The 23,511-nt window shown below is 68.5% G+C and carries 22 protein-coding genes, 1 tRNA gene and 1 other RNA gene; 17 read left to right on the top strand and 7 right to left on the bottom strand.

The window, feature by feature from the left end:
* The first annotated feature begins 2 nt into the window (after positions 1–2).
* The 5 genes from smpB (at position 3) to A5771_RS08355 (ending at position 3,178) form a co-directional block, all read left to right on the top strand.
* Complete coding sequence (smpB, locus tag A5771_RS08375; RefSeq protein WP_064854736.1) at positions 3–503, top strand: SsrA-binding protein SmpB; 501 nt, start codon at positions 3–5, stop codon at positions 501–503.
* Complete coding sequence (locus A5771_RS08370) at positions 500–1,345, top strand: DMT family transporter (protein ID WP_082947127.1); 846 nt, start codon at positions 500–502, stop codon at positions 1,343–1,345. Before smpB ends, A5771_RS08370 begins: the two co-directional genes overlap by 4 nt.
* A 23-nt stretch (positions 1,346–1,368) precedes the next feature.
* On the top strand, positions 1,369–2,202 hold the full coding sequence (locus tag A5771_RS08365) for a maleylpyruvate isomerase family mycothiol-dependent enzyme (RefSeq protein ID WP_064854735.1): 834 nt from the start codon (positions 1,369–1,371) through the stop codon (positions 2,200–2,202).
* A gap of 108 nt (positions 2,203–2,310) precedes the next feature.
* Positions 2,311–2,703, top strand: a transfer-messenger RNA (tmRNA) gene (ssrA, locus tag A5771_RS08360).
* Between the two features lie 94 nt (positions 2,704–2,797).
* A complete protein-coding gene (locus A5771_RS08355; protein WP_064854734.1) occupies positions 2,798–3,178 on the top strand; it encodes a DUF488 domain-containing protein in 381 nt (126 codons plus the stop codon).
* Here the strand turns inward: A5771_RS08355 and A5771_RS08350 are convergent.
* A complete protein-coding gene (locus A5771_RS08350; RefSeq protein ID WP_082947126.1) occupies positions 3,175–3,675 on the bottom strand; it encodes a hypothetical protein in 501 nt (166 codons plus the stop codon). The genes A5771_RS08355 and A5771_RS08350 overlap by 4 nt on opposite strands.
* 171 nt (positions 3,676–3,846) lie before the next feature.
* Between A5771_RS08350 and A5771_RS08345 the strand changes: the two genes are divergently transcribed.
* The 6 genes from A5771_RS08345 to A5771_RS23320 all read left to right on the top strand — a co-directional run bounded on the left by A5771_RS08345 (position 3,847) and on the right by A5771_RS23320 (position 9,184).
* On the top strand, positions 3,847–5,172 hold the full coding sequence (locus A5771_RS08345) for an MFS transporter (protein ID WP_082947125.1): 1,326 nt from the start codon (positions 3,847–3,849) through the stop codon (positions 5,170–5,172).
* Positions 5,054–6,604 carry a PucR family transcriptional regulator gene (locus A5771_RS08340; RefSeq protein WP_064854733.1) on the top strand — a complete coding sequence of 517 codons (1,551 nt, stop codon included), beginning with the start codon at positions 5,054–5,056 and terminating at the stop codon, positions 6,602–6,604. The genes A5771_RS08345 and A5771_RS08340 overlap by 119 nt, the downstream gene beginning before the upstream one ends.
* A gap of 58 nt (positions 6,605–6,662) precedes the next feature.
* The gene (locus tag A5771_RS08335) at positions 6,663–7,919 is read left to right on the top strand and encodes an NAD(P)/FAD-dependent oxidoreductase (RefSeq protein ID WP_064854732.1); all 1,257 of its coding nucleotides are present in this window, start codon (positions 6,663–6,665) and stop codon (positions 7,917–7,919) included.
* A gap of 45 nt (positions 7,920–7,964) precedes the next feature.
* Positions 7,965–8,414, top strand: a complete 450-nt coding sequence (locus tag A5771_RS08330) for a GreA/GreB family elongation factor (RefSeq protein ID WP_064854731.1) — start codon at positions 7,965–7,967, stop codon at positions 8,412–8,414.
* A 73-nt stretch (positions 8,415–8,487) separates the two neighbouring features.
* A tRNA-Ala gene (locus A5771_RS08325) sits at positions 8,488–8,560 on the top strand.
* A gap of 309 nt (positions 8,561–8,869) precedes the next feature.
* The gene (locus A5771_RS23320) at positions 8,870–9,184 is read left to right on the top strand and encodes a hypothetical protein (RefSeq protein WP_165606174.1); all 315 of its coding nucleotides are present in this window, start codon (positions 8,870–8,872) and stop codon (positions 9,182–9,184) included.
* 148 nt (positions 9,185–9,332) lie between these two features.
* On the opposite strand, the gene A5771_RS08315 is transcribed toward A5771_RS23320, so the two are convergent.
* The 3 genes from A5771_RS08315 to A5771_RS08305 are packed head-to-tail and all read right to left on the bottom strand — an operon-like array spanning position 9,333 to position 12,358.
* Positions 9,333–10,298 (bottom strand): D-2-hydroxyacid dehydrogenase family protein, encoded by a 966-nt coding sequence (locus A5771_RS08315; RefSeq protein ID WP_207545407.1) that lies wholly within the window; start codon positions 10,296–10,298, stop codon positions 9,333–9,335.
* Between the two features lies 1 nt (position 10,299).
* Positions 10,300–11,568 (bottom strand): amidohydrolase family protein, encoded by a 1,269-nt coding sequence (locus A5771_RS08310; RefSeq protein ID WP_064854729.1) that lies wholly within the window; start codon positions 11,566–11,568, stop codon positions 10,300–10,302.
* Positions 11,569–11,587: 19 nt separating this feature from the next.
* Positions 11,588–12,358 (bottom strand): class II aldolase/adducin family protein, encoded by a 771-nt coding sequence (locus A5771_RS08305; RefSeq protein WP_064854728.1) that lies wholly within the window; start codon positions 12,356–12,358, stop codon positions 11,588–11,590.
* 66 nt (positions 12,359–12,424) lie between these two features.
* Between A5771_RS08305 and A5771_RS08300 the strand changes: the two genes are divergently transcribed.
* Positions 12,425–13,264, top strand: a complete 840-nt coding sequence (locus A5771_RS08300) for an MBL fold metallo-hydrolase (RefSeq protein ID WP_064854727.1) — start codon at positions 12,425–12,427, stop codon at positions 13,262–13,264.
* Complete coding sequence (locus A5771_RS08295) at positions 13,261–14,532, top strand: cytochrome P450 (RefSeq protein WP_064854726.1); 1,272 nt, start codon at positions 13,261–13,263, stop codon at positions 14,530–14,532. The genes A5771_RS08300 and A5771_RS08295 overlap by 4 nt, the downstream gene beginning before the upstream one ends.
* On the opposite strand, the gene A5771_RS08290 is transcribed toward A5771_RS08295, so the two are convergent.
* The 3 genes from A5771_RS08290 to A5771_RS08285 all read right to left on the bottom strand — a co-directional run bounded on the left by A5771_RS08290 (position 14,522) and on the right by A5771_RS08285 (position 17,945).
* Entirely contained in the window at positions 14,522–15,319 is a 798-nt protein-coding gene (locus A5771_RS08290; RefSeq protein ID WP_064854725.1) for a L,D-transpeptidase, read from the bottom strand. The genes A5771_RS08295 and A5771_RS08290 overlap by 11 nt on opposite strands.
* Positions 15,320–15,510: 191 nt before the next feature.
* Positions 15,511–15,702, bottom strand: a complete 192-nt coding sequence (locus A5771_RS21850) for a YbdD/YjiX family protein (protein WP_082947123.1) — start codon at positions 15,700–15,702, stop codon at positions 15,511–15,513.
* Positions 15,681–17,945 carry a carbon starvation CstA family protein gene (locus A5771_RS08285; RefSeq protein WP_064854724.1) on the bottom strand — a complete coding sequence of 755 codons (2,265 nt, stop codon included), beginning with the start codon at positions 17,943–17,945 and terminating at the stop codon, positions 15,681–15,683. The genes A5771_RS21850 and A5771_RS08285 overlap by 22 nt, the downstream gene beginning before the upstream one ends.
* 103 nt (positions 17,946–18,048) lie before the next feature.
* Here A5771_RS08285 and A5771_RS08280 point away from each other — a divergent pair, with 103 nt between their 5' ends.
* The 4 genes from A5771_RS08280 (at position 18,049) to A5771_RS08265 (ending at position 23,510) form a co-directional block, all read left to right on the top strand.
* The gene (locus A5771_RS08280; protein ID WP_064854723.1) at positions 18,049–18,807 is read left to right on the top strand and encodes an SDR family NAD(P)-dependent oxidoreductase; all 759 of its coding nucleotides are present in this window, start codon (positions 18,049–18,051) and stop codon (positions 18,805–18,807) included.
* Between the two features lie 21 nt (positions 18,808–18,828).
* On the top strand, positions 18,829–20,994 hold the full coding sequence (locus A5771_RS08275; RefSeq protein WP_064854722.1) for an acyl-CoA dehydrogenase: 2,166 nt from the start codon (positions 18,829–18,831) through the stop codon (positions 20,992–20,994).
* 139 nt (positions 20,995–21,133) lie between these two features.
* Positions 21,134–22,873 (top strand): ubiquinone-dependent pyruvate dehydrogenase, encoded by a 1,740-nt coding sequence (poxB, locus tag A5771_RS08270; RefSeq protein ID WP_064854721.1) that lies wholly within the window; start codon positions 21,134–21,136, stop codon positions 22,871–22,873.
* A gap of 169 nt (positions 22,874–23,042) precedes the next feature.
* On the top strand, positions 23,043–23,510 hold the full coding sequence (locus A5771_RS08265) for a hypothetical protein (RefSeq protein ID WP_064854720.1): 468 nt from the start codon (positions 23,043–23,045) through the stop codon (positions 23,508–23,510).
* The last annotated feature ends 1 nt before the right edge of the window (position 23,511 follow it).

Genomic DNA, 23,511 nt, shown 5'->3' with positions numbered 1-23,511 from the left:
CGGTGGCCAAGAAGACGCCGGGCAAGCGCAGCGCGAAGCAGGACGGCAAGCAGATCGTTGCCTCGAATCGCAAGGCACGCCACAACTATTCGATTCTCGACGTGTACGAGGCCGGGGTAGCGCTGCTGGGCACCGAGGTGAAGAGTTTGCGAGCCGGTCAGGCCTCGCTGGTCGATGCGTTCGCCACCGTCGACGACGGGGAGGTGTGGCTGCGCAACATGCACATTCCCGAGTACCGGCACGGCAGTTGGACCAACCACGACCCGCGACGCACCCGCAAGTTGCTGTTGCACCGGCGTCAGATCGACATGCTGATCGGCAAGATCCGCGACGGCAACCTGACCCTGGTGCCGCTGGCGGTGTACTTCACCGAAGGCAAGGTGAAAGTCGAATTGGCGCTTGCCCGCGGCAAGCAGGCCCATGACAAGCGGCAGGATCTGGCCCGCCGTGACGCCCAGCGCGAAGTCACCCGCGCGCTGGGACGCCGCGCCAAGGGCATGTGATCGGCGCCGCGCTGGCACTGGTGTCAGCGGCCGGCTTCGGGTTCAGCGACTTCGTCGGCGGCCTGGCATCGCGGCGGGTGTCGCCGCTGCAGGTGTTGCTGGTGTCCACCCCGCTGGCGCTGGTGGGGCTCACGGCGGTGGCGGTTGCGACCGGCGGCCCGATCCGTCCGGGTGCTGTCGGCTGGGGGGTGGCCTGCGGCGTGGCGCTGGGGCTGGCCAGCTGGTGGTTTTATGCGGCTCTGAGGTCCGGCCCGATCTCGGTGGTTTCGCCGCTGTCCGCCGTCGTGACGGCCGCGGTGCCGGTCGCGGCCGGCCTGCTCCGAGGCGAGCGGCCCGGCTTGGTCCCCGGCGCCGGCATCGTGCTGGCGCTGATCGCGGTGGTCCTGGTAAGCCGGGAAGTCACCGACGAGGACATCCGGCCGCACCGGTTCACCCCGAAGGTGGCGTGGCTGACCGTCGGTGCCGGAGTGGGATTCGGGCTGAACTTCGTGTTCATCGAGAAGGCGCCGGTCGAGTCCGTGTTGTGGCCGCTGATGTTCGCGAGGTTGGCGGCGCTGGTGGTGGTCATCATCATTGCGGCCGCCACCCGTGATCTGCGGCTGCCGTCAGGAACGCCGATGAAGCTGTCGCTGACCGCCGGGCTGATGGATACCGGTGCGAACGTCGCCATGCTGGTGGCGCTGCGGCATTCACCCCTGTCGTTGGGCGGCATGCTGATCTCGCTGTTCCCGGCCGTGACAGTGGTGTTGGCCATCGTGGTGTTGCGGGAACGGGTGCATCGCGGGCAGGTGATCGGCATGGTGGCGGCGGTCGTTTCGGTGGCGATGATCACCGCCGGGTAGCGGCGGGTTTAGCATCGGATCCCATGACCGGCCCCGCCCCGACCCGACTCGACAAGTCCGAGGTGCTGGCAGGTCTGGTCGCCTGCTGGGATGGCCTCGATAAGTTGCTGGGCGCTTTGACCGAGCAGCAGTGGACGCGGCCGGTGCCGCTGCCGGGCTGGTCGGTGCACGACGTCGTGGCGCACATTGTCGGAACCGAATCGATGCTGGTCGGAACGCCCACTCCGCAAAGCGATCTCGACGTCTCAGCCCTCGAACATGTTCGCAACGAGATCGGCGCGAACAACGAGTGCTGGGTCCGTCACCTGCGTGGCGAATCTCCGGCGGAGATGCTGGGGCGGTTTCGGACGGTGACAGAGCAGCGGCGCGCGGTGCTGGCAGCACTGTCCGACGACGACTGGAACGCGCCGACTATGACGCCGGTGGGGCCCGACAGCTACGGCCGGTTTATCCGGGTGAGGGTCTTCGACTGCTGGATGCACGAACTCGACATCCGTGACGGGCTGGGACTGCCGGCCACCGATGCCGAGCTGGCCGGCCCGGCGGCTCGGCTGGCCCTTGATGAGATGGCCGCCGCGATGGGACGGGTGGTGGGCAAGCTCGGCGGGGCGCCGCAGGGCTCCCGGGTGGCCATCGAGCTGACCGGGCCCCTGGAGCGGACCATCCGGGTGGCGGTCGACGGCCGGGCCCGGGTTGTCGACGACTTCGGCGGCCAGGCGCCGACCGCGGTGATCCGGATGGACGGGGTGGCGTTTACCCGGGCCGCCGGTGGGCGCGCGGCTCCCGGGGCGGTCGAACTCGAGGGCGACCGGGACGTCGCGGCCCGCATCGTCGAGCACCTGAACTTCGTCATCTGACGCGGCTGACCGGCGTGACCCCGGAATAAAGATGCCGCATCCTGTCGTTGCAGACCGGTACCATGGGTTAACTCGCCGAATCGGCGGGCGTAGAGAGAACAAGGACAGGGGGCTGAAAGGTTTCGACTGCGTGTGTCGAATCAAGGGAAGCGTGCCGGTGCAGGCAGGAGACCACCGTTAAGCGTCGCTGTAACCAAGTAAGCGCCAAGGTTGCACTTACTCCGGCTAAGGTCGCTCTCCAGAGCGACTTCGCTCTCGCTGCTTAAGCGATAGCGGGCCTGTCAGACCGGGACCTCCCTCGGCCCGGACCCTGGCATCGACTAGAGGGATCCACCGATACGTCCGGTCGCGGGATTTATCGGGACACCAACAGCGACTGGGATCGTCATCTCGGCTTGTTCGCGTGACCGGGAGATCCGAGTAGAGGCATAGCGAACTGCGCACGGAGAAGTCTTGAGGGAATGCCGTAGGACCCGGGTTCGATTCCCGGCAGCTCCACATCGAGAAGCTGGCCAGAGCACAAGCTCTGGCCGGCTTTCTTTTTCGGTCCGCCGGCCATGAAGCCGAGGCCGGCCTGCCGGCGATACCCTGGGGTATGAGTCCCAAAACCACGTTCCGCGTGGCCCGGGTTTACGACGAGCCGAGCGAAGCCGACGGTGAGCGCATCCTCGTCGACCGCGTATGGCCGCGCGGATTCCGCAGAGACGACCCGCGGGTGGGGCAGTGGTTCAAGGATGCGGCGCCGTCTCGGGAACTGCGCGGTTGGTACAACCACCAGCCCGAGCGGTTCGATGAGTTCGTCACCCGCTACGAAGCGGAACTGCGCACCCCGCAGGGTGCCACAGCGCTCAATGCCCTGCGCGCGCTTATCCGGGGCAAAAAGACCGTCACCCTGGTGACCGCGACCCATGACGTCGACGGCAGCCAGGCTGCGGTGCTGGCCAAGCTGCTGGCCAGCAGTGACGGCGCGGCCTAGCCGCGGCCGGCGGTGGTGATCAGCATGCCGATCGGAATGCTCACGATCAGCGCCGCGATGAACCCCCGGTAGGTGACCAGCGCCCAGCCACGTCGCGCGGTGCGCCGGACCCCGTAGAGCAACCACGCCAGTACCAGGAAAAGCAGCGCCGCACCGATGTTGAAGACCGCGATGTGGTCGGTGACGACACCGAGCACGATCGCCGCGCCCGAGACGTTGAACGCCGCGGCGGTGACCCGAGCCGCGCCCGATGTCAGTGGCTCGGCCGCCAGCAACGCTTGACCCGCACCCAGCACCAGCTGGCCGACCCCGAGCACGAGCACCAGGTAGGCGACCGCCCAGACACCATGGCGGGTCGGCGACGGCGCAGCGATGGCGGCGGCCAGCCCACCGCCCGCCACGATCGCGACCGCGCCGGCCACGGCAAACGGCTTGAATGCGGCCCGCTGATCCCACAGCGCCAACACCGCCGGCCGCTGGGCCGGGTCGTCATTCATCGCTGGGCTCCTTCTGCGCCGCAGTAGTTCTCATGATCAAGTCTGCTCGGGCCTGAGATTACCGGGGGCGGACCGATGACCCGGCTCACAGCGATCCCTACCGCGGCCTCCAGGCCCCACCGAACCGTTGCCTAAAATCGGTGGGTGACTTCCAACTCCCCGGCCGCCCGCATGCGGCTGCCGCGGGAAGTCTTCGTCCTACTCGGCGCCAACTTTTTGATCGCGCTCGGGTACGGGGTGGTATCGCCGGTCCTGCCGGTCTATGCCCGCCATTTCGGGGTGAGCATCTCCGCGACGACGTTCCTCATCACCGCGTTTGCGCTGATGCGGTTGTGCTTCGCGCCGGTGAGCGGTCTGATGGTGCAGCGGCTGGGGGAGCGCCGGGTCTATGTGACCGGCCTGTTGATCGTCTCGGTGTCGACCACCGCCTGCGCTTTCGTCCAGACCTACTGGCAGCTGCTCATTTTCCGTGCGCTCGGAGGCGTCGGGTCGACCATGTTCTTCATCGCCGCGGTGGGCCTGATGATCCGGATCAGCCCGCCGGATGCGCGCGGCCGGGTTGCCGGGATGTTCGCCACCGCGTTCCTGCTGGGGACCGTCGGCGGTCCGGTATTGGGCAGCCTGACAGCGGGTTTCGGTCTGAGTGCGCCGTTCCTGTTCTACGGTTCGGTGCTGCTGGTGGCAGCCACCGGCGTGTTCGTCAGCCTGCGCAATTCGCACCTGGCCGAGCCGGCCGACTCGACCGGGCCGACGGTGTCGGTGCGGGCGGCGCTGGGCCATCGCGCCTACCGGTCGGCGCTGTTGTCGAACTTCGCCACCGGTTGGTCGGTGTTCGGCCTACGGGTGGCGTTGGTGCCGCTGTTCGTCACCGAAGTCCTGGACCGCGGGCCCGCCGTCGCCGGCCTGGCGCTGGCCACGATCGGGATCGGCAACGTGTGCGCGGTGCTGCCCAGCGGCCACATGTCCGACCGGATCGGCCGGCGGGGCCCGCTCATCCTCGGGCTCGCGGTGGCCGGGGTCGCCACGATCCTGCTCGGTGCGAGCGGCTCACTGACGGTGTTCCTGGTCGCGGCATACCTGGCCGGGCTGGCCTCGGGCATGTACGGGGCGCCGCAGCAGGCCGTCATCGCCGATCTGGTCGGCAACCAGGCGCGCGCCGGAACCGCGGTGGCCACCTATCAGATGATGGCCGACCTCGGGTCGATCATCGGATCGCTGGTGGTCGGGCAGATCGCCCAGCGGCTCTCGTTCGAGTGGGGGTTCGTGATCAGCGGCGCGGTGCTGCTGGTGGCGGCGGTGGCCTGGGTGCTGGCACCGGAGACCCGGGCGCGCAGCCCGATCGGCGGGATCACCGGAGAGACGTGGTTAGGCTCGGTTGATGGTGACGCTGGACCGGCTGGTCAACGTGGTGGGCAGCTACGGGGTTCGCCTGCGGTTCTGTTCCGTCCCTCGGACGACGCCGCTGAGCAGTGTCGTGATGCACGAGGTGACCGGTGAGCGCGCCGTCATCGGCGACGTTCTGCTGGCCGTCGGCGCCCGCTCGGTAAAGGAGGCGGTGCGCTGGGCGGTGGCCGCCAAGGCCATCGCCGTGCTGGTGCGCGACGGCGAGGACAAGACCGCATTCGCCGGTGAGGGCGAGTCACTGGCGGTGCTGGTGGTGGATCCCGCGGTGTCCTGGAGCGAACTGGCCGCTGTGGTCTACGGGCTGGTGCTCGAGGGCAGGGAGACCGACTCTGGCCGCGGCCCAACGGATCTGTTCGCGGTGGCCGACAGTCTGGCCGATGCCGTCGGTGGGGCGGTCACCGTCGAAGACCAGCTGGGCCGGGTGCTGGCCTACTCGAGGGGCCAGCGGCACGCCGATCCGGCGCGTTCGGAGACGATCCTGAACCGGCAGGAGGCCGGCCCGCTGCGGGAGCTGTTCGAAAAACGCGGCGTGCTGGCGCATCTGGATCGCCACGATGAGCCGCTGTTCGTCGCCGCCGACTCCGAGCACGGGCTGACCGGCCGCATGGTGGTGGCGGTACGGGCCGGCCGAGAACTGCTGGGAGCGGTGTGGGTGGCCTGCCCGGCCCCGCTGAACGGCCACCGGCTGACGGCACTGGCCGACGGCGCCCGCACGGTGGCACTGCACCTACTGCGGTCACGGGCCAGTGCGGACCTGGAACGTCAGGTCGAATCCGATTGGGTCCGCCGGCTGCTGGACGGCCAAACCGACCGGGCCGACGCCGCCGCCCTGCTCGCCAGGTTGGGCCTGCCGCAGGTGCCGCTGCGGGTGATCGCCGTGCACACCCGGATCGCCACCCAACCGCATGCCGGGCTGTTGCTCACCTTCGAGGCCGTCACCACCGGGTTCGGCTGGTCACGTCCGGGCCGCAGCGCCCTGGCTGCCAACACCGTTTATACGGTGCTGCCCGCTCACGATGCGGCGCAGGCCCGGCAATGGGTGAGCGCACTGCGTTCGGCGCTGCCGCCACAAGCCAGCGTGCTGGCCGGGATCAGTGCGGTCGCCGAGGTGGCCGAGCTGGCCGCGGCGCGCCGCGAGGCAGAGGAGTGTCTGGCGTTGCACGAAGCCGGTCCACCCGACGGTGTGCCGCCGGCCTACGACGAGGCCTGGGACGAGATCGTGCTGCGACGGTTGTACACCGCCGCGCGCGCCGGGCGGGTGCCGGCCCGCGGGCCGGTTGCGGAGCTGCGCCGCCACGATGCGGTGCACGGGACGCCGTACGTGGCGACGCTGCGGGCTTGGCTCGATGCCCACGGCGATCTGGCGCGGGCGGCCGAGCGACTGGGCGTGCACGAGAACACGATGCGCTACCGGTTGCGCAAAATGGCGGAGGTGACGCCGCTGGGCCTCGACGACGCGCGCACCCGGTTCGCGGCGATGATCGAGCTGGCGGCCGGTGACATGTCGGTTTTCGACAAAGCCTGACATCCTCGTTGTGTGATTAGGTCAAACCCGTTTCGGGCGATCGTCGCATCATGGAGTAATGGGTGCGGGCAATCGGATCGACGGCGCGCCACGGTCGGTGATCGTGGTGGGTGCCGGCATCGTCGGATTGTCGACCGCCTGGTTCCTGCAAGACCGCGGCGTGGAGGTCACCGTCGTCGACCGGCTCGGGGTCGCGGCCGGTTCGTCGTGGGGCAATGCCGGCTGGGTCTCCCCGGCACTGGCCATCCCACTCAACGAGCCCGCCAACCTGCGCTTCGGGCTGCGGTCGCTGCTGAGCCGGGGCGCGCCGCTGCAGGTGCCGCTCAACGCGGGCCCGGCGCTGTGGAGTTTTTTAGCGCGCTTCGCTGCGAACAGCCGCCCGTCGGCGTGGCGCCGTGCGGTGCGGGCCAACGCACCGCTGAGCGCCGACTGCATCGAGGCCTACGACGTGCTGGTGTCCAACGGGGTGGATGCCCCGGTCACCGACGCCCCGATCACCGCGATCTTCCGCACCTCGGCCGACGCCGAGCGTCTGCTCGACGAGCTGCGGCGGTTCTCCGAGGCCGGCCGGCCGGTGTTCTGCACCGAACTGACCGGGGCGGCACTGCGCGAACGGGTGCCGCTGGCGTCGGCGGCGGTCGCGGCCGCCGTGCAGATCGACGGTCAACGTTTCCTCGACCCGGGCCGGTTCGTGACCGCGCTGGGACGCGCGGTAGTCGAGCGCGGGGCCGCGCTGCACACCGTGGACGTCGTGGACGTGGCGCCGTCCGGGGACGGCGTGGCGGTGACGGGCCGTGACGGTACGACGTTGACGGCGGCAGCGGCGGTGATCGCCAACGGCGCCTGGCTGTCGCAGCTGGCGGCCCGCTGGACTCGGGTGCCGGTGCGGGCCGGACGCGGCTATTCCTTCACGGTTCCGGTCGACGGTCCGGTCACCGGCCCGATCTACCTGCCTGACGCCCGGGTGGCCTGCACACCGTTGAACGCCAAACTGCGGGTCGCCGGCACCATGGAGTTCGGCGACCCCGACGCCCCGATCGTTCCCGCCCGCGTCGAAGCCATCGTGGCGGCGACCCGGCCGCTGCTCGACGGGGTCCGCTGGGAGGAGCGCACCGACGTGTGGGTGGGCCCGCGCCCGGTCAGCCCCGATGGGCGGCCCTTGGTGGGCGAGGTGTGCCCGGGTACCGTTTACGTCGCCGGCGGCCACGGGATGTGGGGCCTGACGCACGGCCCGGTGACCGGCCGGCTGCTGGCCGAGCAGATCACTACCGGCAAGCAGTCCGCGGTATTGCGTGAACTCGATCCACTGCGCTGAATCTAGTTGATACCCAAGCAATTTTGTTCGTAAAGGAGATCGTCGATGACTGATTCGCAAAGTGTCTGGATGACACAGCAGACCAAGGACCGGCTACTGGCCGAACTGGCCGAGCTGTCCGAGCCGCACATCGGCTCGGGCACCGCCGATATCACCGAGCAGCAGGCCCGCCAGGCCCGGATCCACCAGATCCACGACCTGCTGTCGGTGGCGGTCGTCGGGGAGGACCCGCCGGATGACGGTGTGGCCGAACCCGGCATGGTGCTCACCGTCCGCTACGACGACGGGGACACCGAGACCTTCCTGCTGGGGGTGCGCGACGACGACCAGAGCGGGTTGGAGGTCTACTCGCCGCAGTCACCGCTGGGCAAGGCGATCACCGGGGCCCGTCCCGGCGAGCAGCGCAGCTATCAGGTGCCCAGCGGCGCCAACGTGACGGTCACCCTGCTCGACGCGGTGCCCTACGGGATGCATCAGACCCAGCACCCGGCCTGAATCTCGGGCTGAGTGACCAGGTGTTTTGAGCCTGGGTATGGCGGTGGTGTAGCTTCGATGAGCACGACACCGCGGGGCTATGGCGCAGCTGGTAGCGCACCACACTGGCAGTGTGGGGGTCAGGGGTTCGAGTCCCCTTAGCTCCACTCATTTTGTTGAGTTCTGGAATGCATGCGCGTGGTCGCTGATCCGCATCAGTGCGGTAACGAATTGCATTGCAATCCGAGTTACTTACACCGCTGTGATACGGTTCATTCGCAGTCGAAAAACTGCGTGTCCGGGGGGCTGGATACTAACAATCGGAGTGTGCAGTGAAGAGCCTCGGGAGACCCGGTATCGCGATATTTGCCGGTATTGGCTTATATGCGAGTGCATTGATTTTCAGCGCCAGTGCGGCGGCTGTGCCATTTTCGGTGGCGCCATTTCCGGCGGGTGGGCCGGTGTGCGGTGGCGTGGTGACGCAGACGGCCGGCGAGGGTGTGGCGGCAGGAGCGGTCCCCGCTGGAGCGGTCGCCGCTGGAGCGGCGGCGGCCTGCGGACCGGCCGTCGCCGACCTGACCACCCTGGCCGGTCCCGTGGTGCCGGTCGGGCTTCCTCCCGGCCCGGTGCCCCCGGTGCCGATCGCCCCGATTCCACCGATCCCCGGAGCGCCTCCGCCGATACCTCTGGTGGCGCCGGGACCGGCGGGCGCCGCGGCGGCGAGCCCGGTGGCCGGTGTGTTGACCGACGCCATCGGCGCCCCGATCGGGCTGGCCGGCGGCACCAAATAGCCCCCCGTAAAGGGCCCGCAAGCATTTGCTTGCGGGCCCTTTTCTATGCCGTCAGAATTGTCGGCTATAGACGCCCGGTATTCTCTGCAGAATTGTTATACGTCCGACACCGTAATGCGCTTTAGTCGTAAGAAAACGCTGCTATGGGTCACCCGGCCACAATGCGTCGCGGTGTGCCCGCGCAATAGCCGGCAATATCGTCGACGATATCCCGGTAGAAGCGGCCCATGCATTCTTCGGTGACATAGCCCAGGTGCGGAGTGAGGACCGTATTGGGCAGCTGCGTCAGGGGGTGGCCGGCCGGTAGTGGCTCCGTCTCGTAGACGTCGAGCCCCGCACCTTTGATCCGGTTCGCGCGCAGCACCTCGATCAGCGCCGCCTCGTCGATCAGGCCGCCGCGGGCGGTGTTGATCAGAATCGCGCTGGGTTTCATCGCGGCCAGTTCGTCGCGGCCGACGACGCCGCGGGTCGTCTCGGAAAGCACCAGGTGAAGCGACACGACGTCGGCGGTCGCGAACAGGGTGCGGCGATCCAGCAGCTCCGCCTGGGCTTCGGCGGCACGCTCGGCGGTCAGGTTTGGGCTCCACGCCGTGACCCGCATGCCGAAGGCGTGGCCCACGGTCGCGACCCGTCGACCGATCCGCCCCAGTCCGACCAGTCCCAGCGTCGCCCCGGCCAGGTCGGTGCCGACGGTCTGTTGCCAGCGGCCGGCGCGCAGCGCGCGGTCCTCGACGATCAGGTGGCGCTGCAGGGCGTGGATCAACGCCCAGGTGAGTTCGACCGTCGGGGTGATGATGCCGCCGGTGCCGCACACGGTGATCCCGAGCCGGCGGGCGGCCGCGGTGTCGATGGCGGCGTTGAACGGCCCGGTGGTGACCAGCAGCTTGAGCGCCGGCAACCGGCCCAGCAGGTCGCCGTCGATCGGGGTGCGCTCCCGCATCGCCACCACGACTTCGCGATCGGCCAGCCGGGCGACGAGTTCGTCGCCGGGTGCGATGTGGTCGCGCAGGGCCAGCAGGTCGACGGGCCGCGGGATGGGTGACCAGTCCACGGTTTCGGCGATGCCCTGATAGTCGTCGAGCACCGCGACCCGCAACGGGGAGTACGGGTCCATCTCAGAACGCGTCCGGGTCGCGTTGAACCGCCTCAGGCACCGGATGCTGATACAGCCGAGAGGCGTTCTCCCAGGTCAGCTTCCGGATCACCTCCGGCGGCAGGCCGCCGATCTGCTCGTGGATGACACGCTGGGTGTTCGGCCAGGTCGAGTCGCAGTGCGGGTAGTCGGCCTCGAGCATGATGTGGTCGGTGCCGATGCGCTCGTGCTGGCAGAACGACGACTGGTCTTCGACCGCGCAGAACCAGAAGTTGCGCTGCAGCACTTCGGCCGGCGACAGGGTTTCGCCGAGCGCCCTCCAGGTTCCGTACATCTCGTGATAGCTGAGCATGTGGTCGAGCCGGTCCAATAGCCCTGCGACCCAGCCGATTCCGCCCTCGGACAGGCAGATCTTGAGCTCGGGGAACCGGCTGGGCAGTCCGGAGTACAGCCAGTCCACCGCCGCGGAGATGGCGTAGGCGAAGAACAGCACGCCTTGCACGTCCGGCGGCGCGTCGTCGGTGGTCGACGGCGCCGAGCCGGACGAGCCGATGTGCAGGTTGACCACGGTGCCGGTTTCGGCGCAGGCGGCGATGAACGGATCCCAGTGGCCGGAGTGAATGGTCGGCAGGCCCAGCATCGCCGGATTCTCGCTGAACGTGACGGCGCGAAAACCACGCTCCGCGTTCTGGTAGATCATCGTGGCGGCCAGCTTCGGATCCAACAGCCACGGCAGTTGGCAACCGATGATGCGCTGCGGGTAGGAACCGGCCCACACCTCGTGGTGCCAGTCGTTCCAGGCGCGAACCGACGCCAGCGCCAGGTCGCGGTCTTTCGTCGTCAACTGGAGGCGCTGCCCGGCGAAGCCCGGCAGGAACGACGGGAAGTTCAGTGAGGCGTAGACACCGTTGAGGTCCATGTCTTTGATGCGTTCGTGGATGTCCCAGGCGCCGCGTCGCATCTCATCGAACCGCGCGGGTTCGAAACCGTACTCCGAAACCGGCCGGCCGACGACGGCGTTGAACCCGACGTTCGGCAGCGATGCGCCGTCGTAAATCCAGGTCTGGCCGCCGTTGTCAGTCTCGACCACCCGCGGCGCCCGGTCGGCCAAGCTGCGCGCGACGCGGCCGGCGAAGGTGTCGGGGGGTTCGACGATGTGATCGTCGACCGAGATGACGGTGTAGCGACGGTGCGCGCGTGGCGGTTCGGGCAGGAAGGTCACGGTGCGCTCGGCGCCGACTTTGGCGGTGGTGAAGCTCGGGTCGGAGCTGAGTTCATCGATCGATTTCACCCACAAGCCTCGATTCTGTTCAATCCAGCACGTCGCGGTCGGCCTTGATGGTCATGCGCACCGCGCCGGCCCAGTACACGTCGGCGGCGCGTTCGATCAACGACGTCTGCATGCCGGCCATGTCGGACCGCTTCATCGGCGCGGGGGTCCGACCCGTCAGCATGACGTGGTAGGCCAGCTTGCAGACCCGTTCGATGGTCGCTGACCGATAGACCGCCTCGGCCAGCGTGCGTCCGGTGACGATCACCCCGTGCGATGCCAGGATCGCCAGGTTCGCACCGCCGATGCGCCCGACAAGCTCCTGAGCGCGGGCGGCGCTGTCGATTTCGCCGTCGTAGCGCTCGACGAAGCACAGGTCGTCGAGGAACAACGAGCCGGTCTGGTGGACCAGTTCGGGCGGGGCGTGCAGGGATGCCAGCAGGCTGACGTAGTAGGGATGGTTGTGGATGACCACCCGGGCGTCGGGGCGGGCGCGGTGCAACTCGGTATGGATATGAATGGCCGGGGTGACATCCCAGCGGCCGGCGACCACCCGGGCCTCCTCGTCGACGGTGCAGATGTCGGAGGCGGTGAGTTCGGCCCACCACAGCCCCCACGGGTTGACCAGCATCTCGCTCTGGCCTTCGGGTTGCCAGGTGATGTGACCGGCCATGTTCTCGGCGAAGCCGATGTCGGCGAGGTGGCGAAACGCCACGGCCAGCGCCTGCGAGTCGCTCAACTCGACTCCGATCGGTGGCACCACCGAGGGCGACCAGACCGCCGAGCCACCGGGGCGCACCGGCTCCATCATGACCAAAGCATATGGAAGCAAGGGATTTGTGTCATACGATCGCCGTGCGAGAAGGGGATCACGGGCGTGCAGCACTGGACTGTCGGCGAAGTTCGGATCCACGCGGTCCTGCAGGCGGTCATTCCGATCCCGCCGGGGCGGCTGTTCGCGAACCTGCCGGACCGATTGCCGGAGAATTCGTCGCCAAACTATATCGACGCCTCCGGCAACATCTTGATGGCGATCCAGTCCTACCTGATCGAGTCCGCAGCGGCGCGGGTGCTCGTCGACACCTGCTTTGCGGAGAGCTTTCTGCGGGAGCGGGGCATTCCGGACCGCTTCGAGGAGTCGTTGGCCGCCACGGGATTTACCGCCGCTGACATCACGGCGGTGATCTGCACGCATCTGCACCGCGATCACGCCGGACGCAACACCACCGAGTGCGACGGGCGGTGGGTGCCGGCGTTTCCCAACGCCGACTACCTGGTGACCGCGGCCGAGCACGAGCACTGGTGCGGGTTCGCCGGTGAGGACCGCGCGCCCTCGGAATGCATTGCGCCGCTGGAACACCATGGCAAGCTGCGGCTCATCGGCCCCGATCACCGGGTGAGCGACGATGTCCAGCTGGTACCGACCGCCGGTCACACGCCCGGTCACGTCTCGGTGCGCATCGAGTCGACTGGCGCCGTCGCGTACATCAGCGGCGACGTGGTTCATCACCCGATTCAGATCGCCGACCCCGACATCGCCGCCCTGCCCGACGCGGACCCCGTCGCCGCCCGGGCCAGCCGGCGGCAGCTGCTGCGCCGTATCGCCGACGAGCGGGCGCTGCTGCTCGGATCGCATTTCGCCGCCCCGTCGGGCGGGTTCATCGACGGCACCGAAAACGCATGGCAACCGCTGGCCGATCGAGAGGCAACACGATGACCCAGACACCTCGCCTGCTGCCCGAAGGGTTCGACTTCACCGACCCGGCGCTGATCGCCGAACGCATCCCGCACGAGGAGTTCGCGCTGCTGCGCAACACCGAACCGATCTGGTGGAACGACCAGCCGTTCGGCGCGTCCGGCTACCCCGACGAGGGCTACTGGGTCGTCACGAAACATGCCGATGTCCGAGCGGTTTCGCTGCAAGACGAGGTGTTCTCCTCGCACGAGAACACCTCGCTGATCCGGACGAACACCACCAGCAATCAAGACCTCCACGACGCCAGCCGCGACAACATCATGCTGTTTCTCGACGGACCCAAACACGCCAAGCTGCGCCGGATCGTATCCCGCGGATTCACCCCCCGTGTCGTCGCCGGCATGCGGGATTCACTCGACCGCCAGGCCCGCGAGATCGTCGCGACCGCCGCCGAGCACAAGACCGGTGATTTCGTCGCCGAGGTGGCCTCCCAGCTGCCGTTGGCGACCATCTGTGAGCTGATCGGTGTTCCGGCCGACGAGCGCCAGCAGGTCTTCGACTGGAGTAACCGACTGGTGGGCGGCGGCAACGGCGACCCGCAGGCCGCAGCCGACGGGATGCAGGCCTCTGCTGAACTGCTGGGCTACGCCTACCAATTGGCCGAAGACCGCAAGAGCCGCCCCCGCGATGACATCGCGACGGCCCTGGTCACCGCCACCATCGACGGAGAGGCGCTGACCCCACTGGAATTCGGCTACTACGTGATGATGCTGATGGTCGCCGGCAACGAGACCACCCGCAACGCCACCTCGCAGGGGATGCTGGCGTTTTTCGCCTATCCCGACCAATGGCGGTTGTTTGTGGCCGAACGCCCACCGACCATGGTGGACGAGGTGGTTCGCTGGGCGACTCCGGTGATCTCCTTCCAGCGCACGGCGCTGCGCGATGTCGACCTCGGCGGGGTGCACATCCGCAAGGGCCAGCGGGTCGGAATGTTCTACGGCTCGGCCAACTATGACGAGGAGGTGTTCGACAACCCGTTCCGGTTCGACATCCTGCGAAGCCCCAACCCGCACCTGGGTTTCGGGGCTCCGGGCGCGCACTACTGCATCGGCGCGAACCTCGCCCGCCTCCAGATCAACCTGGTGTTCGGCGCCCTGGCCGACATCATCCCCGACATTCGCCGACTCGACGACGGGAAACGCTCCGTGCTGCCCTGGATCAACGGGATCGATTCCCTGAAAGTGGATTTCGGGAGTAGCGCCTCAGAAGGCGAAGCTATTCCTTGATGATCACCGGGTCGCCGATATTGACCCGCTCGAAGTACCATTCGGCGTCGGTGGGGCTCAGGCCGACGCAGCCGTGGCTGACGTTCTCCAGGCCCAGGGACCCCAGCGCCCACGGTGCGGCGTGGACATAGAGGCCGCGCCGCGAGATGCGCACCGCTTGCTCGACGTCGAAGCGGTAACCCTCGGGGTCATCGACCGGGATGCCGACGCTGCTGGAGTCCATCAGGACCTTTCGGTCCTTGGCCAGCACGGTGTAGTTGCCTGTGGGCGTGGGAAACGCGGATTTGCCCATGGTGGCGGGCATCACCCCCTCCTCGCCCCAGTACGGGCGGTGGTGCGGTGCCGGCAGCGGGCCGGCCTCCTCATCGTCGACGGTCACGGTGAAGGTGTGCGAGGAGATACTGGCAACGCCCACCACCTTCGCGCCGGTGCTGAAGTCAGCGGAGAGCTTGCCCACCGACAGCTTCACGGTGCTGTGCGCCGGCCAGTAGCGGTCCGGAACCCACTGGACCTCGGTGTCGTCGACCCACTCAAAGGTGCCGGCCATGGCCGGCGTCGACCGCACTGCGACGGTGCGCTCGGCGGCCCTGCGGTCTGTCACCGGCGTCGCGAAGCGCACCACCACCGGATGCGCCACGCCGACAACCGCACCCGATGCCGGCTGGATCGAGGCGATACCGCCGCCCGGTGGACGGCTGGCAGCAGCCGCACTATTTCCTGGCGGGGCCACCACCGTGGTGACGGCGACCCCGACAACGACAATGGCAGAGCGCACCGATTTCCACATCTCCGCTTACCTTCCCGACCAAACGTTATTGCCGTTGATGGTAAGGAGATTCGCACCGCTGGCCCCGCCGCACATGCCCACGACTCGGTCAAGTCTTCATTAAGGTTTGGCCACAGCAAGGTTTGGCCACAGCCGACCGGGTCGCGCGGCCGATACTCGCGCCACCTCTCGATCATGCCTGAGGAGCCCGGTCAGCAGCACCGTCCGCCGGGATCGGCGTCATAACGCCGACGCCAGTAGTCCCGCTCGGAGAGCACCGGTTCCCCGGGATGGGCCCGGCGGCGGTACTCCAGGTAACGGCGGTAGTGGTTGTCGCCCAGCAGGGTCGCCCAGTACCAGCCGACCTGGCGAGCCGCCCGCCCTAGCCGGTGTGAGCGTCCCACTGCGCCTGTACCTTTCGCTCGGCCGCCGAGGCAATCAGCCCGGCGGGGGCGAACCGCCGCGACAGCGCCGGCGCTGCTTCGGTCGTCCGCGCGCTGCCGCGAATCGCCTTGATGCAGACCAGGACTCCGGTCACGAACACCACCGCGACCAGGGCGGCGAATACGATCGACAGGCTGCCCTGGATGAAGGTGTTGCGCACGACGTCATGCAGCTGCGCGGGGTCGGCGGCCGACCCGAACGAGGTCTTACCGGCCCGCTCGGCGTCCCGGTAAGCGAAGTGCTGCGTCCAGTAGCCCACCCGCGGATCGGGCGAGAAGATCTTCTGCCACGACGCCGTCATGGTGACCGAGAGATCCCACAACAGCGGAATGCCCGGCACCAGTGCCCATTTGAGGTTCGAGGTGCCTCGGCCCCGCTTGACCACGATCACGGTCACCACGGTCAGCGCGATCGCGGCCAGCAATTGATTGGCGATACCGAACAGCGGGTAGAGGGTGTTGATTCCGCCGAGCGGGTCGGTCACCCCCATCAACAGGATCGAACCCCAGCCGGCGACCACCGCCACGCTGCACCCCCAGGCCCCTATCCGCCACCCCGGGTTGGCCAGTTTGCGCAGCGGTCCGCCCAGGTTGCTTAGGGCGTCGGCCAACATGAAGCGGGCCACTCGGGTCCCGGCGTCGACGGTGGTGAGGATGAACAGCGCCTCGAACATGATCGCGAAGTGATACCAGAACGCTTTCAGGCCCGGCCCGCCGAAGACCCGCCCCAGCACGTCGGCCATGCCCAGCGCCAGGGTCGGCGCCCCGCCGGTGCGCGACACGATCGAGGACTCGCCGACGGCGGCAGCGGCCTCGCTGATCTGATCGGCGGTCACCGGGGTCCCGCCGAGACCGAGCCCGTTGACGTAGTCGGCGGCACTGGCGGCGGTCCCGCCGGTCGCCGCGACCGGAGCATTAAGGGTGAAGAACAGGTGCTGGTCCAGAATCGACGCGGTGATCAGGGCCATCACCGCCACGAAGGATTCGGTGAGCATGCCGCCGTAGCCGATCAGCCGCATCTGGCTCTCTTTTTCCAGCAGCTTGGGGGTGGTGCCCGAAGCGATCAGCGAATGGAACCCCGACAGCGCCCCGCACGCGATCGTGATGAACAGGAACGGGAACAGCGATCCGGCGAACACCGGCCCGTCGCCGGTGTAGGCGAACGTCGAGACGGCCGGAGCGGCCATCATCGGCTGGGCGATCAGGATCCCGACGGCCAGCAGCATGATGGTGCCGACCTTCATGAACGTCGACAGGTAATCGCGCGGGGCCAACAGCAACCACACCGGCAGCACCGAGGCGGCGAAGCCGTAGCCGATGATGCACCACGACAGCGTGACCGGCGACAACGTGAACCACGCGGCACCCCAGGACGTCTGGGCAACCCAGCGGCCGGACGCCACGGCGCCCAGCAACGCGACGATGCCGATCAGCGACACCTCGGAGACCCGCCCGGGCCGCAGGAACCGCAGGTAGATCCCCATGAACAGCGCGATCGGAATCGTCATCGCGATGGAGAACACGCCCCACGGGCTGACCGCCAGCGCGCGCACCACGATCAGCGCCAGCACCGCGATCAGGATCACCATGATCACCAGCACCCCGATGATCGCGGCGGCACCGCCGACGGCGCCGAGCTCCTCGCGGGCCATCTGCCCCAGCGAGCGGCCCCGCCGGCGCACCGAGCACCACAGCACCAGGTAGTCCTGCACGCAGCCGGCCACCACCGCGCCGATCACGATCCAGATCGTGCCAGGCAGATAGCCCATCTGGGTGGCCAGCACCGGGCCCACCAGCGGACCGGCACCGGCGATCGCGGCGAAGTGGTGGCCGAACAGCACTCGCCGGTCGGTCGGCAGATAGTCGGTGCCATCTTCGAAGATTTCCGCGGGAGTGGCGTGCTCGTCGCGGGGCTGCACGATTTTGCGTTCGATAAGCCTTGCGTAGCAGCGGAATCCGATCATGTAGGTGCACACCGCGGCGACGACGAACCACACCGCGTTCACCGACTCGCCGCGCACGAAGGCGATCAGCGCCCACGCCACCGCGCCGACGACGGCGAGCGCACCGAACGCCAGTTTGTGGCGCGCGGAGATCGGCGAGTGATCGACCACGGCGACCGGCGGCAGATCGGGGTCGGTCCGCAGGTAAGTCACCGGGCCGTCGCGTCGCTCGATCACCTCCGGGGCGGTCGGTGCGGCCACGGATACCTCCTTTTCAGGCCTGCTGGATGCCCGAGTGGCAGCGGTTTCCGAGCGGAACGATAACTTGTTCTTGAAACTCAAGTACTTGCTTAAAGGAGTCCGCATGGAGATCAGTGGCAAGAAGGTCGTCGTCGTCGGTGGTGCCTCGGGGATGGGCCGGGCCACCGCCGAGCTGTTGGCGGCCCGCGGCGCCAGCGTCGCGGTGCTGGACCGCGAGGGTTCGGAGGGCAAAGAGGTCGCGGCCGGGTTCGGCGGCGAGTTCTACCCGGTCGACGTCACCGATTTCGCCGGCACCGAAGAGGTGCTCAACACCGCTGTGCAGGCCCTGGGCGGCCTGCACGTCATCGTGACCACCGCCGGCGGCGGGATCGCCAAGCGCACGCTGTCCAAGTCCGGGCCGCACGATCTGGAGTCGTTCCAGTCGGTCGTCGACCTCAACCTCGTCGGCACGTTCAACATCAGCCGGCTGGCCGCGGCGCACATGAGCGTCAATGAGCCCGAAGACGAGGAGCGCGGCGTCATCATCAACACCGCGTCGATCGCGGCGTTCGAGGGCCAGATCGGCCAGGTCGCTTACACCGCCGCCAAAGCCGGCGTCGCCGGCATGTGCCTGACCATGGCCCGGGACCTCGGCTCGGTGGGCATCCGGGTGCTGGCGATTGCGCCCAGTCTGTTTGCCACCGGGCTGACCAAGGGCATCCCCGACGAGTTCGCCAGCGCACTGACCAAGGACGCGGCCTTCCCCAAGCGGCTGGGCCGGCCGGAGGAGTACGCCAAGCTGGTCGCCGCCGTCGTCGACAACCCGATGCTCAACGGGCAGTGCCTGCGCCTGGACGCCGGGCAGCGGTTCGCACCCAAGTAGCCACAGACCAGGAGACCTTCAATGGGCATCGCAGTAATCGACGACCATCGCGAACTGGCCGAGGTGGCCCGCGGATTCTTGACCGCCCAGAAGGCTCGCGCAGCGGCGCGTGCGCTGCTGGACGCCTCCGACGAAGGCCGGCCACCGTTCTGGGAGGAGCTGGCGGCCCTGGGCTGGCTGGGCCTGCATATCGACGAGGCGCACGGCGGCTCGGGCTTCGGGCTGCCCGAACTGGTGGTGGTGATCGAGGAGTTGGGCCGGGCGGTGGCACCGGGCCCGTTCGTGCCGACGGTCATCGCCTCGGCGGTGATCGCCGCCAACGGTACCGCTGACCAGCAGGCCCGGTTGCTGCCCGGGTTGATCGACGGGTCGGTCACCGCCGGGGTGGGCCTGGCCGGCGACGTCGCTCTCGACGGCGGGGTGGCCTCCGGCGACGCCGGGATCGTGCTGGGAGCCGGACTGGCCGACGTGCTGCTGCTGGCCGCCGGCGACGACGTGCTGGTGCTGGAGCGCGACCGGGCCGGCGTCAACGTCGATGTGCCCGGCAATCTCGACCCGACCCGCCGCTCCGGTCGAGTCACGCTGACCGGTGTCGGGGTGAGCGCCGACGACACCCTGGTCGGCGCGCGCGAGTCGGCGCTGGCCGGCGCCCGGGTGCTGCTGGCGGCCGAGGCGGTCGGGGGCGCCGCCGACTGCACCGACTCGGCGGTGGCCTACGCCAAGGTGCGCGAACAGTTCGGCCGCACCATCGCCACGTTCCAGGCGATCAAGCACCACTGCGCCAACATGCTGGTCGCCGCCGAGGCGGCCACCGCAGCAGTGTGGGATGCCGCCCGCGCCGACGGGGAAGACGAGTTCGCCTTCCGGCTGGTCGCCGCGGTCGCCGCCACCCTGGCCTTCCCGGCCTACGTGCGCAACGCCGAGCTGAACATCCAGGTGCACGGCGGCATCGGCTACACCTGGGAGCACGACGCGCACCTACAGCTGCGTCGAGCCCTGACGGTCCAGGCGCTATTCGGCGGTGACGCCCCGGCTTTGGCGGTATTCGAAAGCGCCGCCGCCGGCATCACCCGGGCTAACAGTCTGGACCTGCCGCCGGAGGCCGAGGAACTGCGCACTCAGATCCACGCCGACGCCGCCGAGATCGCCGGATTGGCTGCCGAGGCCCAGCTGGACCGGCTGATCGAAACCGGTTACGTGATGCCGCACTGGCCCAAGCCGTGGGGACGGGGCGCCGACGCGGTCGAGCAGCTGGTGATCGAGCAGGAGTTCAGTGCCGCCGGGATCCAGCGGCCGGACTATTCGATCACCGGCTGGGTAATCCTGACACTGATCCAGCAGGGCACCGCCTCGCAGATCGAGCGGTTCGTGGAGAAGGCGCTGCGCCAGGACGAGATCTGGTGCCAGCTGTTCTCCGAGCCGGACGCCGGCTCGGATGCCGCGGCGGTCAAGACCAAGGCCACCCGGGTCGACGGCGGCTGGAAGATCAACGGTCAGAAGGTGTGGACCTCGGGCGCACACCTGTGCCGGCGTGGGCTGGCGACGGTGCGGACCGATCCCGACGTCCCCAAGCACGCCGGCATCACCATGGTGATCATCGACATGGAGGCCCCCGGTGTGCAGGTGCGGCCGCTGCGGCAGATCACCGGTGGCTCGGAGTTCAACGAGGTGTTCTTCAACGACGTGTTCGTGCCCGATGAGGACGTCGTCGGCGAGGTCAACGAGGGCTGGAAGGTGGCCCGGGCCACCCTGGGCAACGAGCGGGTCAGCATCGGCGGGGGCGGGTCCTACACCGCCGGTGTCGACCAGCGGCTGATCGCGCTGGCCCAGCAGCACCGGCAGGCGGTGGCCGACGCCGACGTGCGGGTCGGCCGGTTCGTCGCCGACGAGCACGCCTTGCGGCTGCTGAACCTGCGCCGCGTGGCGCGCAGCATCGCCGGCGCCGGCCCCGGTCCGGAGGGCAACGTCACCAAACTCAAGCTCGCCGAGCACATGGGCGACGGTGCGGCGATCGGAGCGGCGCTGCTGGGGCCCGACGTCGCCCTCGACGACGGTCCGGGCGCGATGGCAGGCCGGATGGTGATGGGAGCGCGCGGCATAGCGATCGCCGGCGGCACGTCGGAGGTCACCCGCAACCAGATCGCCGAGCGGATTCTGGGGATGCCCCGCGACCCGCTGATCAAGTAGCGTTCCTCCTACGCGGAGCACACTTTTCTGGCGCGAGCTGGGGGCACCTCCCGCTTGCGGGGGAGCGTGTTCCCGGCCGACACGCCGAGGTGAAGGCCGTTTCTGCGCACGCTCACGCAGGGGAACGGAGGGACGTGAAATGGCAACCGTCGCCGATCATCTCATCGCCGCCCTCAAACGCAGCGGGGTGCACCGCGTCTACGGGATCCCGGGCGACAGCCTCAACGGCTTCACCGACGCGATCCGGCGGGCCGGTGACTTCACCTGGGAACAGGTGCGGCACGAGGAGACCGCGGCGTTCGCTGCTGCCGCCGACGCCGCGCTCTGCGGTGGGTTGGCGGTGTGCGCCGGCAGTTGCGGGCCCGGAAACCTGCACCTGATCAACGGGCTGTTCGACGCGCAGCGCAGCCGGGTGCCGGTCCTGGCGATCGCTGCCCACATCCCGCTTGCCGAGATCGGCTCGGACTACTTCCAGGAAACCCACCCGCAGAACCTGTTTCGCGAGTGCAGCGTCTACTGCGAACTGGTCAGCGCCCCCGAGCAGGCGCCGCGCATCCTGGAGATGGCGATGCGCACCGCGGTCGAGGAGGACGGGGTCGCGGTCGTGGTCGTGCCGGGCGAGATCTTCTCCCACCGCGTCGACGACGACACTGCCTGGGGATCGCGTCCGGTGCTGCCCGCCCGGTTGGTATGCCATCCCGACGAGCGTGGGTTGGCGGCGGCGGCGGGCATGCTCAACGCCGCCACCAGCGTCACCATCCTGGCCGGTGCCGGGGTGGCCGGTGCCCACGACCAGGTCATCGAACTGGCGCACACCTTGGCGGCCCCGATCGTGCATGCCTTACGCGGTAAGGAGTACATCGAGTACGACAACCCCTACGACGTCGGCATGACGGGGCTGCTGGGCTTCGCCTCCGGGTACAAGGCGATCAGGGAAGCCGATGTGCTGCTGATGCTCGGCACCGACTTCCCCTATCAGCAGTTCTATCCCGAGCGTGCGCAGATCATCCAGGTCGACATCCGCGGCCGAAACCTGGGCCGGCGCGCTCCGATCGACCTCGGGCTGGTGGGTACGGTCACCGACACGCTCGCCGCGCTGCGCCCGTTGCTGGCGATCAAAGACGGCCGCACTCATCTGGAAAAGTCGTTGCGGCACTACGACAAGACCCGGCGGCGGTTGGACTCGCTGGCGTCCAATGACCGCGACCGCACTCCTATTCGTCCCGAATACGTTGCCGCCGTGGCGAACCGGTTGGCCGACGACGACGCGGTGTTCACCGTCGACGTCGGATCCCCGGTGGTGTGGGCGGCACGCTATGTCACCATGAACGGGCGCCGACGGATGATCGGGTCGTTCAACCACGGGACCATGGCGTGCGCGTTGCCGCATGCGATCGGCGCGCAGACCGCCGACCGCGAGCGGCAGGTGGTCGCGTTGGCCGGCGATGGCGGGCTGGCGATGTTGTTCGGCGAGCTGCTGACGCTGACGCAGAATGGGTTGCCGGTCAAGGTGATCGTGTTCAATAACTCGTCGCTGAACTTCGTCGAGCTGGAGATGAAGGCTGCCGGCATCGTCAACTTCGGCACTGAGTTGCAGAATCCGGACTTCGGCGCCGTTGCCCGCGCGTTGGGCATGTTCGGACGGCGGGTGGAGCAGCCCGGCGATTTGGAAGCCGCGCTGGCCGAGGCGTTCGACTATGACGGACCGGCCGTGGTCGACGTCGTCACGGCCCGCCAGGAACTGTCGATCCCGCCGGCGATCACCGCCGAGCAGGCCAAGGGCTTCTCGTTGTACGCGATCCGGACCATTCTCGCCGGTCGCGCCGACGAACTGCTCGATCTGGTGAGCACCAACGTGGCCCGGCGCATCCTGGATTGATTCGAATCGGGTTGCACGCCGACTACAGCGGGACTAACCTGGCCGGATCATGCGTCATCTGCTTGTAGTAGCCAGCACCCGCAGCGGGGTCTGATTCAGGCCGACCCTCCGCTGTGGGTCGGAGGCTACTACCCGTCGGTCACTCTCCTCGAGCAGAAAAGACCGAGATATGACCACAACATCGTTCGCCGACCAATTCCGGGGTCCGCTGCCACGTGAACTGCGCGACCAGGCCGCGCGGCTGTCGTGGGACGGCTTCGTCTCCGCCTACGGCCGCGCCGCCGGCCCGCTGAGCCTGAGCCGATGGTGTTGCCTGGACGCGGAGCGCCCGGCCGCCAGACTGGGCCCGCAGGGGCGGACCTACCAAGCGACCATCGCCGTCCGCGGCGTGAACGGTACCTGCACCGCCGCGGCGCACGGGCCGCTGGCCGCGCTCACCACGATGCTTCATGACCGCGGAATCACCCTGGAAATCCTGGGTTTTCACCAGCTTCGGTGTGGCGCCGAGACCGCCACGTTCATCCATGGCTCGAACGGGCGCGCCGCGGCGTGGGCGGTGGGCTTTGCGCCCGATGCCGGGCACGCCGCGCTGGAGGCGGTCATCAGCTGTGCCAACCGGTTGTTGACGGTGCAGTGAC

The sequence above is a fragment of the Mycolicibacter sinensis genome (assembly GCF_001667375.1).
Taxonomy (GTDB): Bacteria; Actinomycetota; Actinomycetes; order Mycobacteriales; family Mycobacteriaceae; genus Mycobacterium; species Mycobacterium sinense_A.
This window is presented reverse-complemented; position numbering and strand designations above follow the sequence as displayed.

Coding starts and splice junctions, on each gene's coding strand:
- A5771_RS08365 (WP_064854735.1), top strand. CDS start 1,369: ATGACCGGCCCCGCCCCGACCCGACTCGACAAGTCCGAGGTGCTGGCA.
- A5771_RS08355 (WP_064854734.1), top strand. CDS start 2,798: ATGAGTCCCAAAACCACGTTCCGCGTGGCCCGGGTTTACGACGAGCCG.
- A5771_RS08350 (WP_082947126.1), bottom strand. CDS start 3,675: ATGAATGACGACCCGGCCCAGCGGCCGGCGGTGTTGGCGCTGTGGGAT.
- A5771_RS08345 (WP_082947125.1), top strand. CDS start 3,847: ATGCGGCTGCCGCGGGAAGTCTTCGTCCTACTCGGCGCCAACTTTTTG.
- A5771_RS08340 (WP_064854733.1), top strand. CDS start 5,054: ATGGTGACGCTGGACCGGCTGGTCAACGTGGTGGGCAGCTACGGGGTT.
- A5771_RS08335 (WP_064854732.1), top strand. CDS start 6,663: ATGGGTGCGGGCAATCGGATCGACGGCGCGCCACGGTCGGTGATCGTG.
- A5771_RS08330 (WP_064854731.1), top strand. CDS start 7,965: ATGACTGATTCGCAAAGTGTCTGGATGACACAGCAGACCAAGGACCGG.
- A5771_RS08315 (WP_207545407.1), bottom strand. CDS start 10,298: ATGGACCCGTACTCCCCGTTGCGGGTCGCGGTGCTCGACGACTATCAG.
- A5771_RS08305 (WP_064854728.1), bottom strand. CDS start 12,358: ATGATGGAGCCGGTGCGCCCCGGTGGCTCGGCGGTCTGGTCGCCCTCG.
- A5771_RS08295 (WP_064854726.1), top strand. CDS start 13,261: ATGACCCAGACACCTCGCCTGCTGCCCGAAGGGTTCGACTTCACCGAC.
- A5771_RS08290 (WP_064854725.1), bottom strand. CDS start 15,319: ATGTGGAAATCGGTGCGCTCTGCCATTGTCGTTGTCGGGGTCGCCGTC.
- A5771_RS08280 (WP_064854723.1), top strand. CDS start 18,049: ATGGAGATCAGTGGCAAGAAGGTCGTCGTCGTCGGTGGTGCCTCGGGG.
- A5771_RS08275 (WP_064854722.1), top strand. CDS start 18,829: ATGGGCATCGCAGTAATCGACGACCATCGCGAACTGGCCGAGGTGGCC.
- poxB (WP_064854721.1), top strand. CDS start 21,134: ATGGCAACCGTCGCCGATCATCTCATCGCCGCCCTCAAACGCAGCGGG.
- A5771_RS08265 (WP_064854720.1), top strand. CDS start 23,043: ATGACCACAACATCGTTCGCCGACCAATTCCGGGGTCCGCTGCCACGT.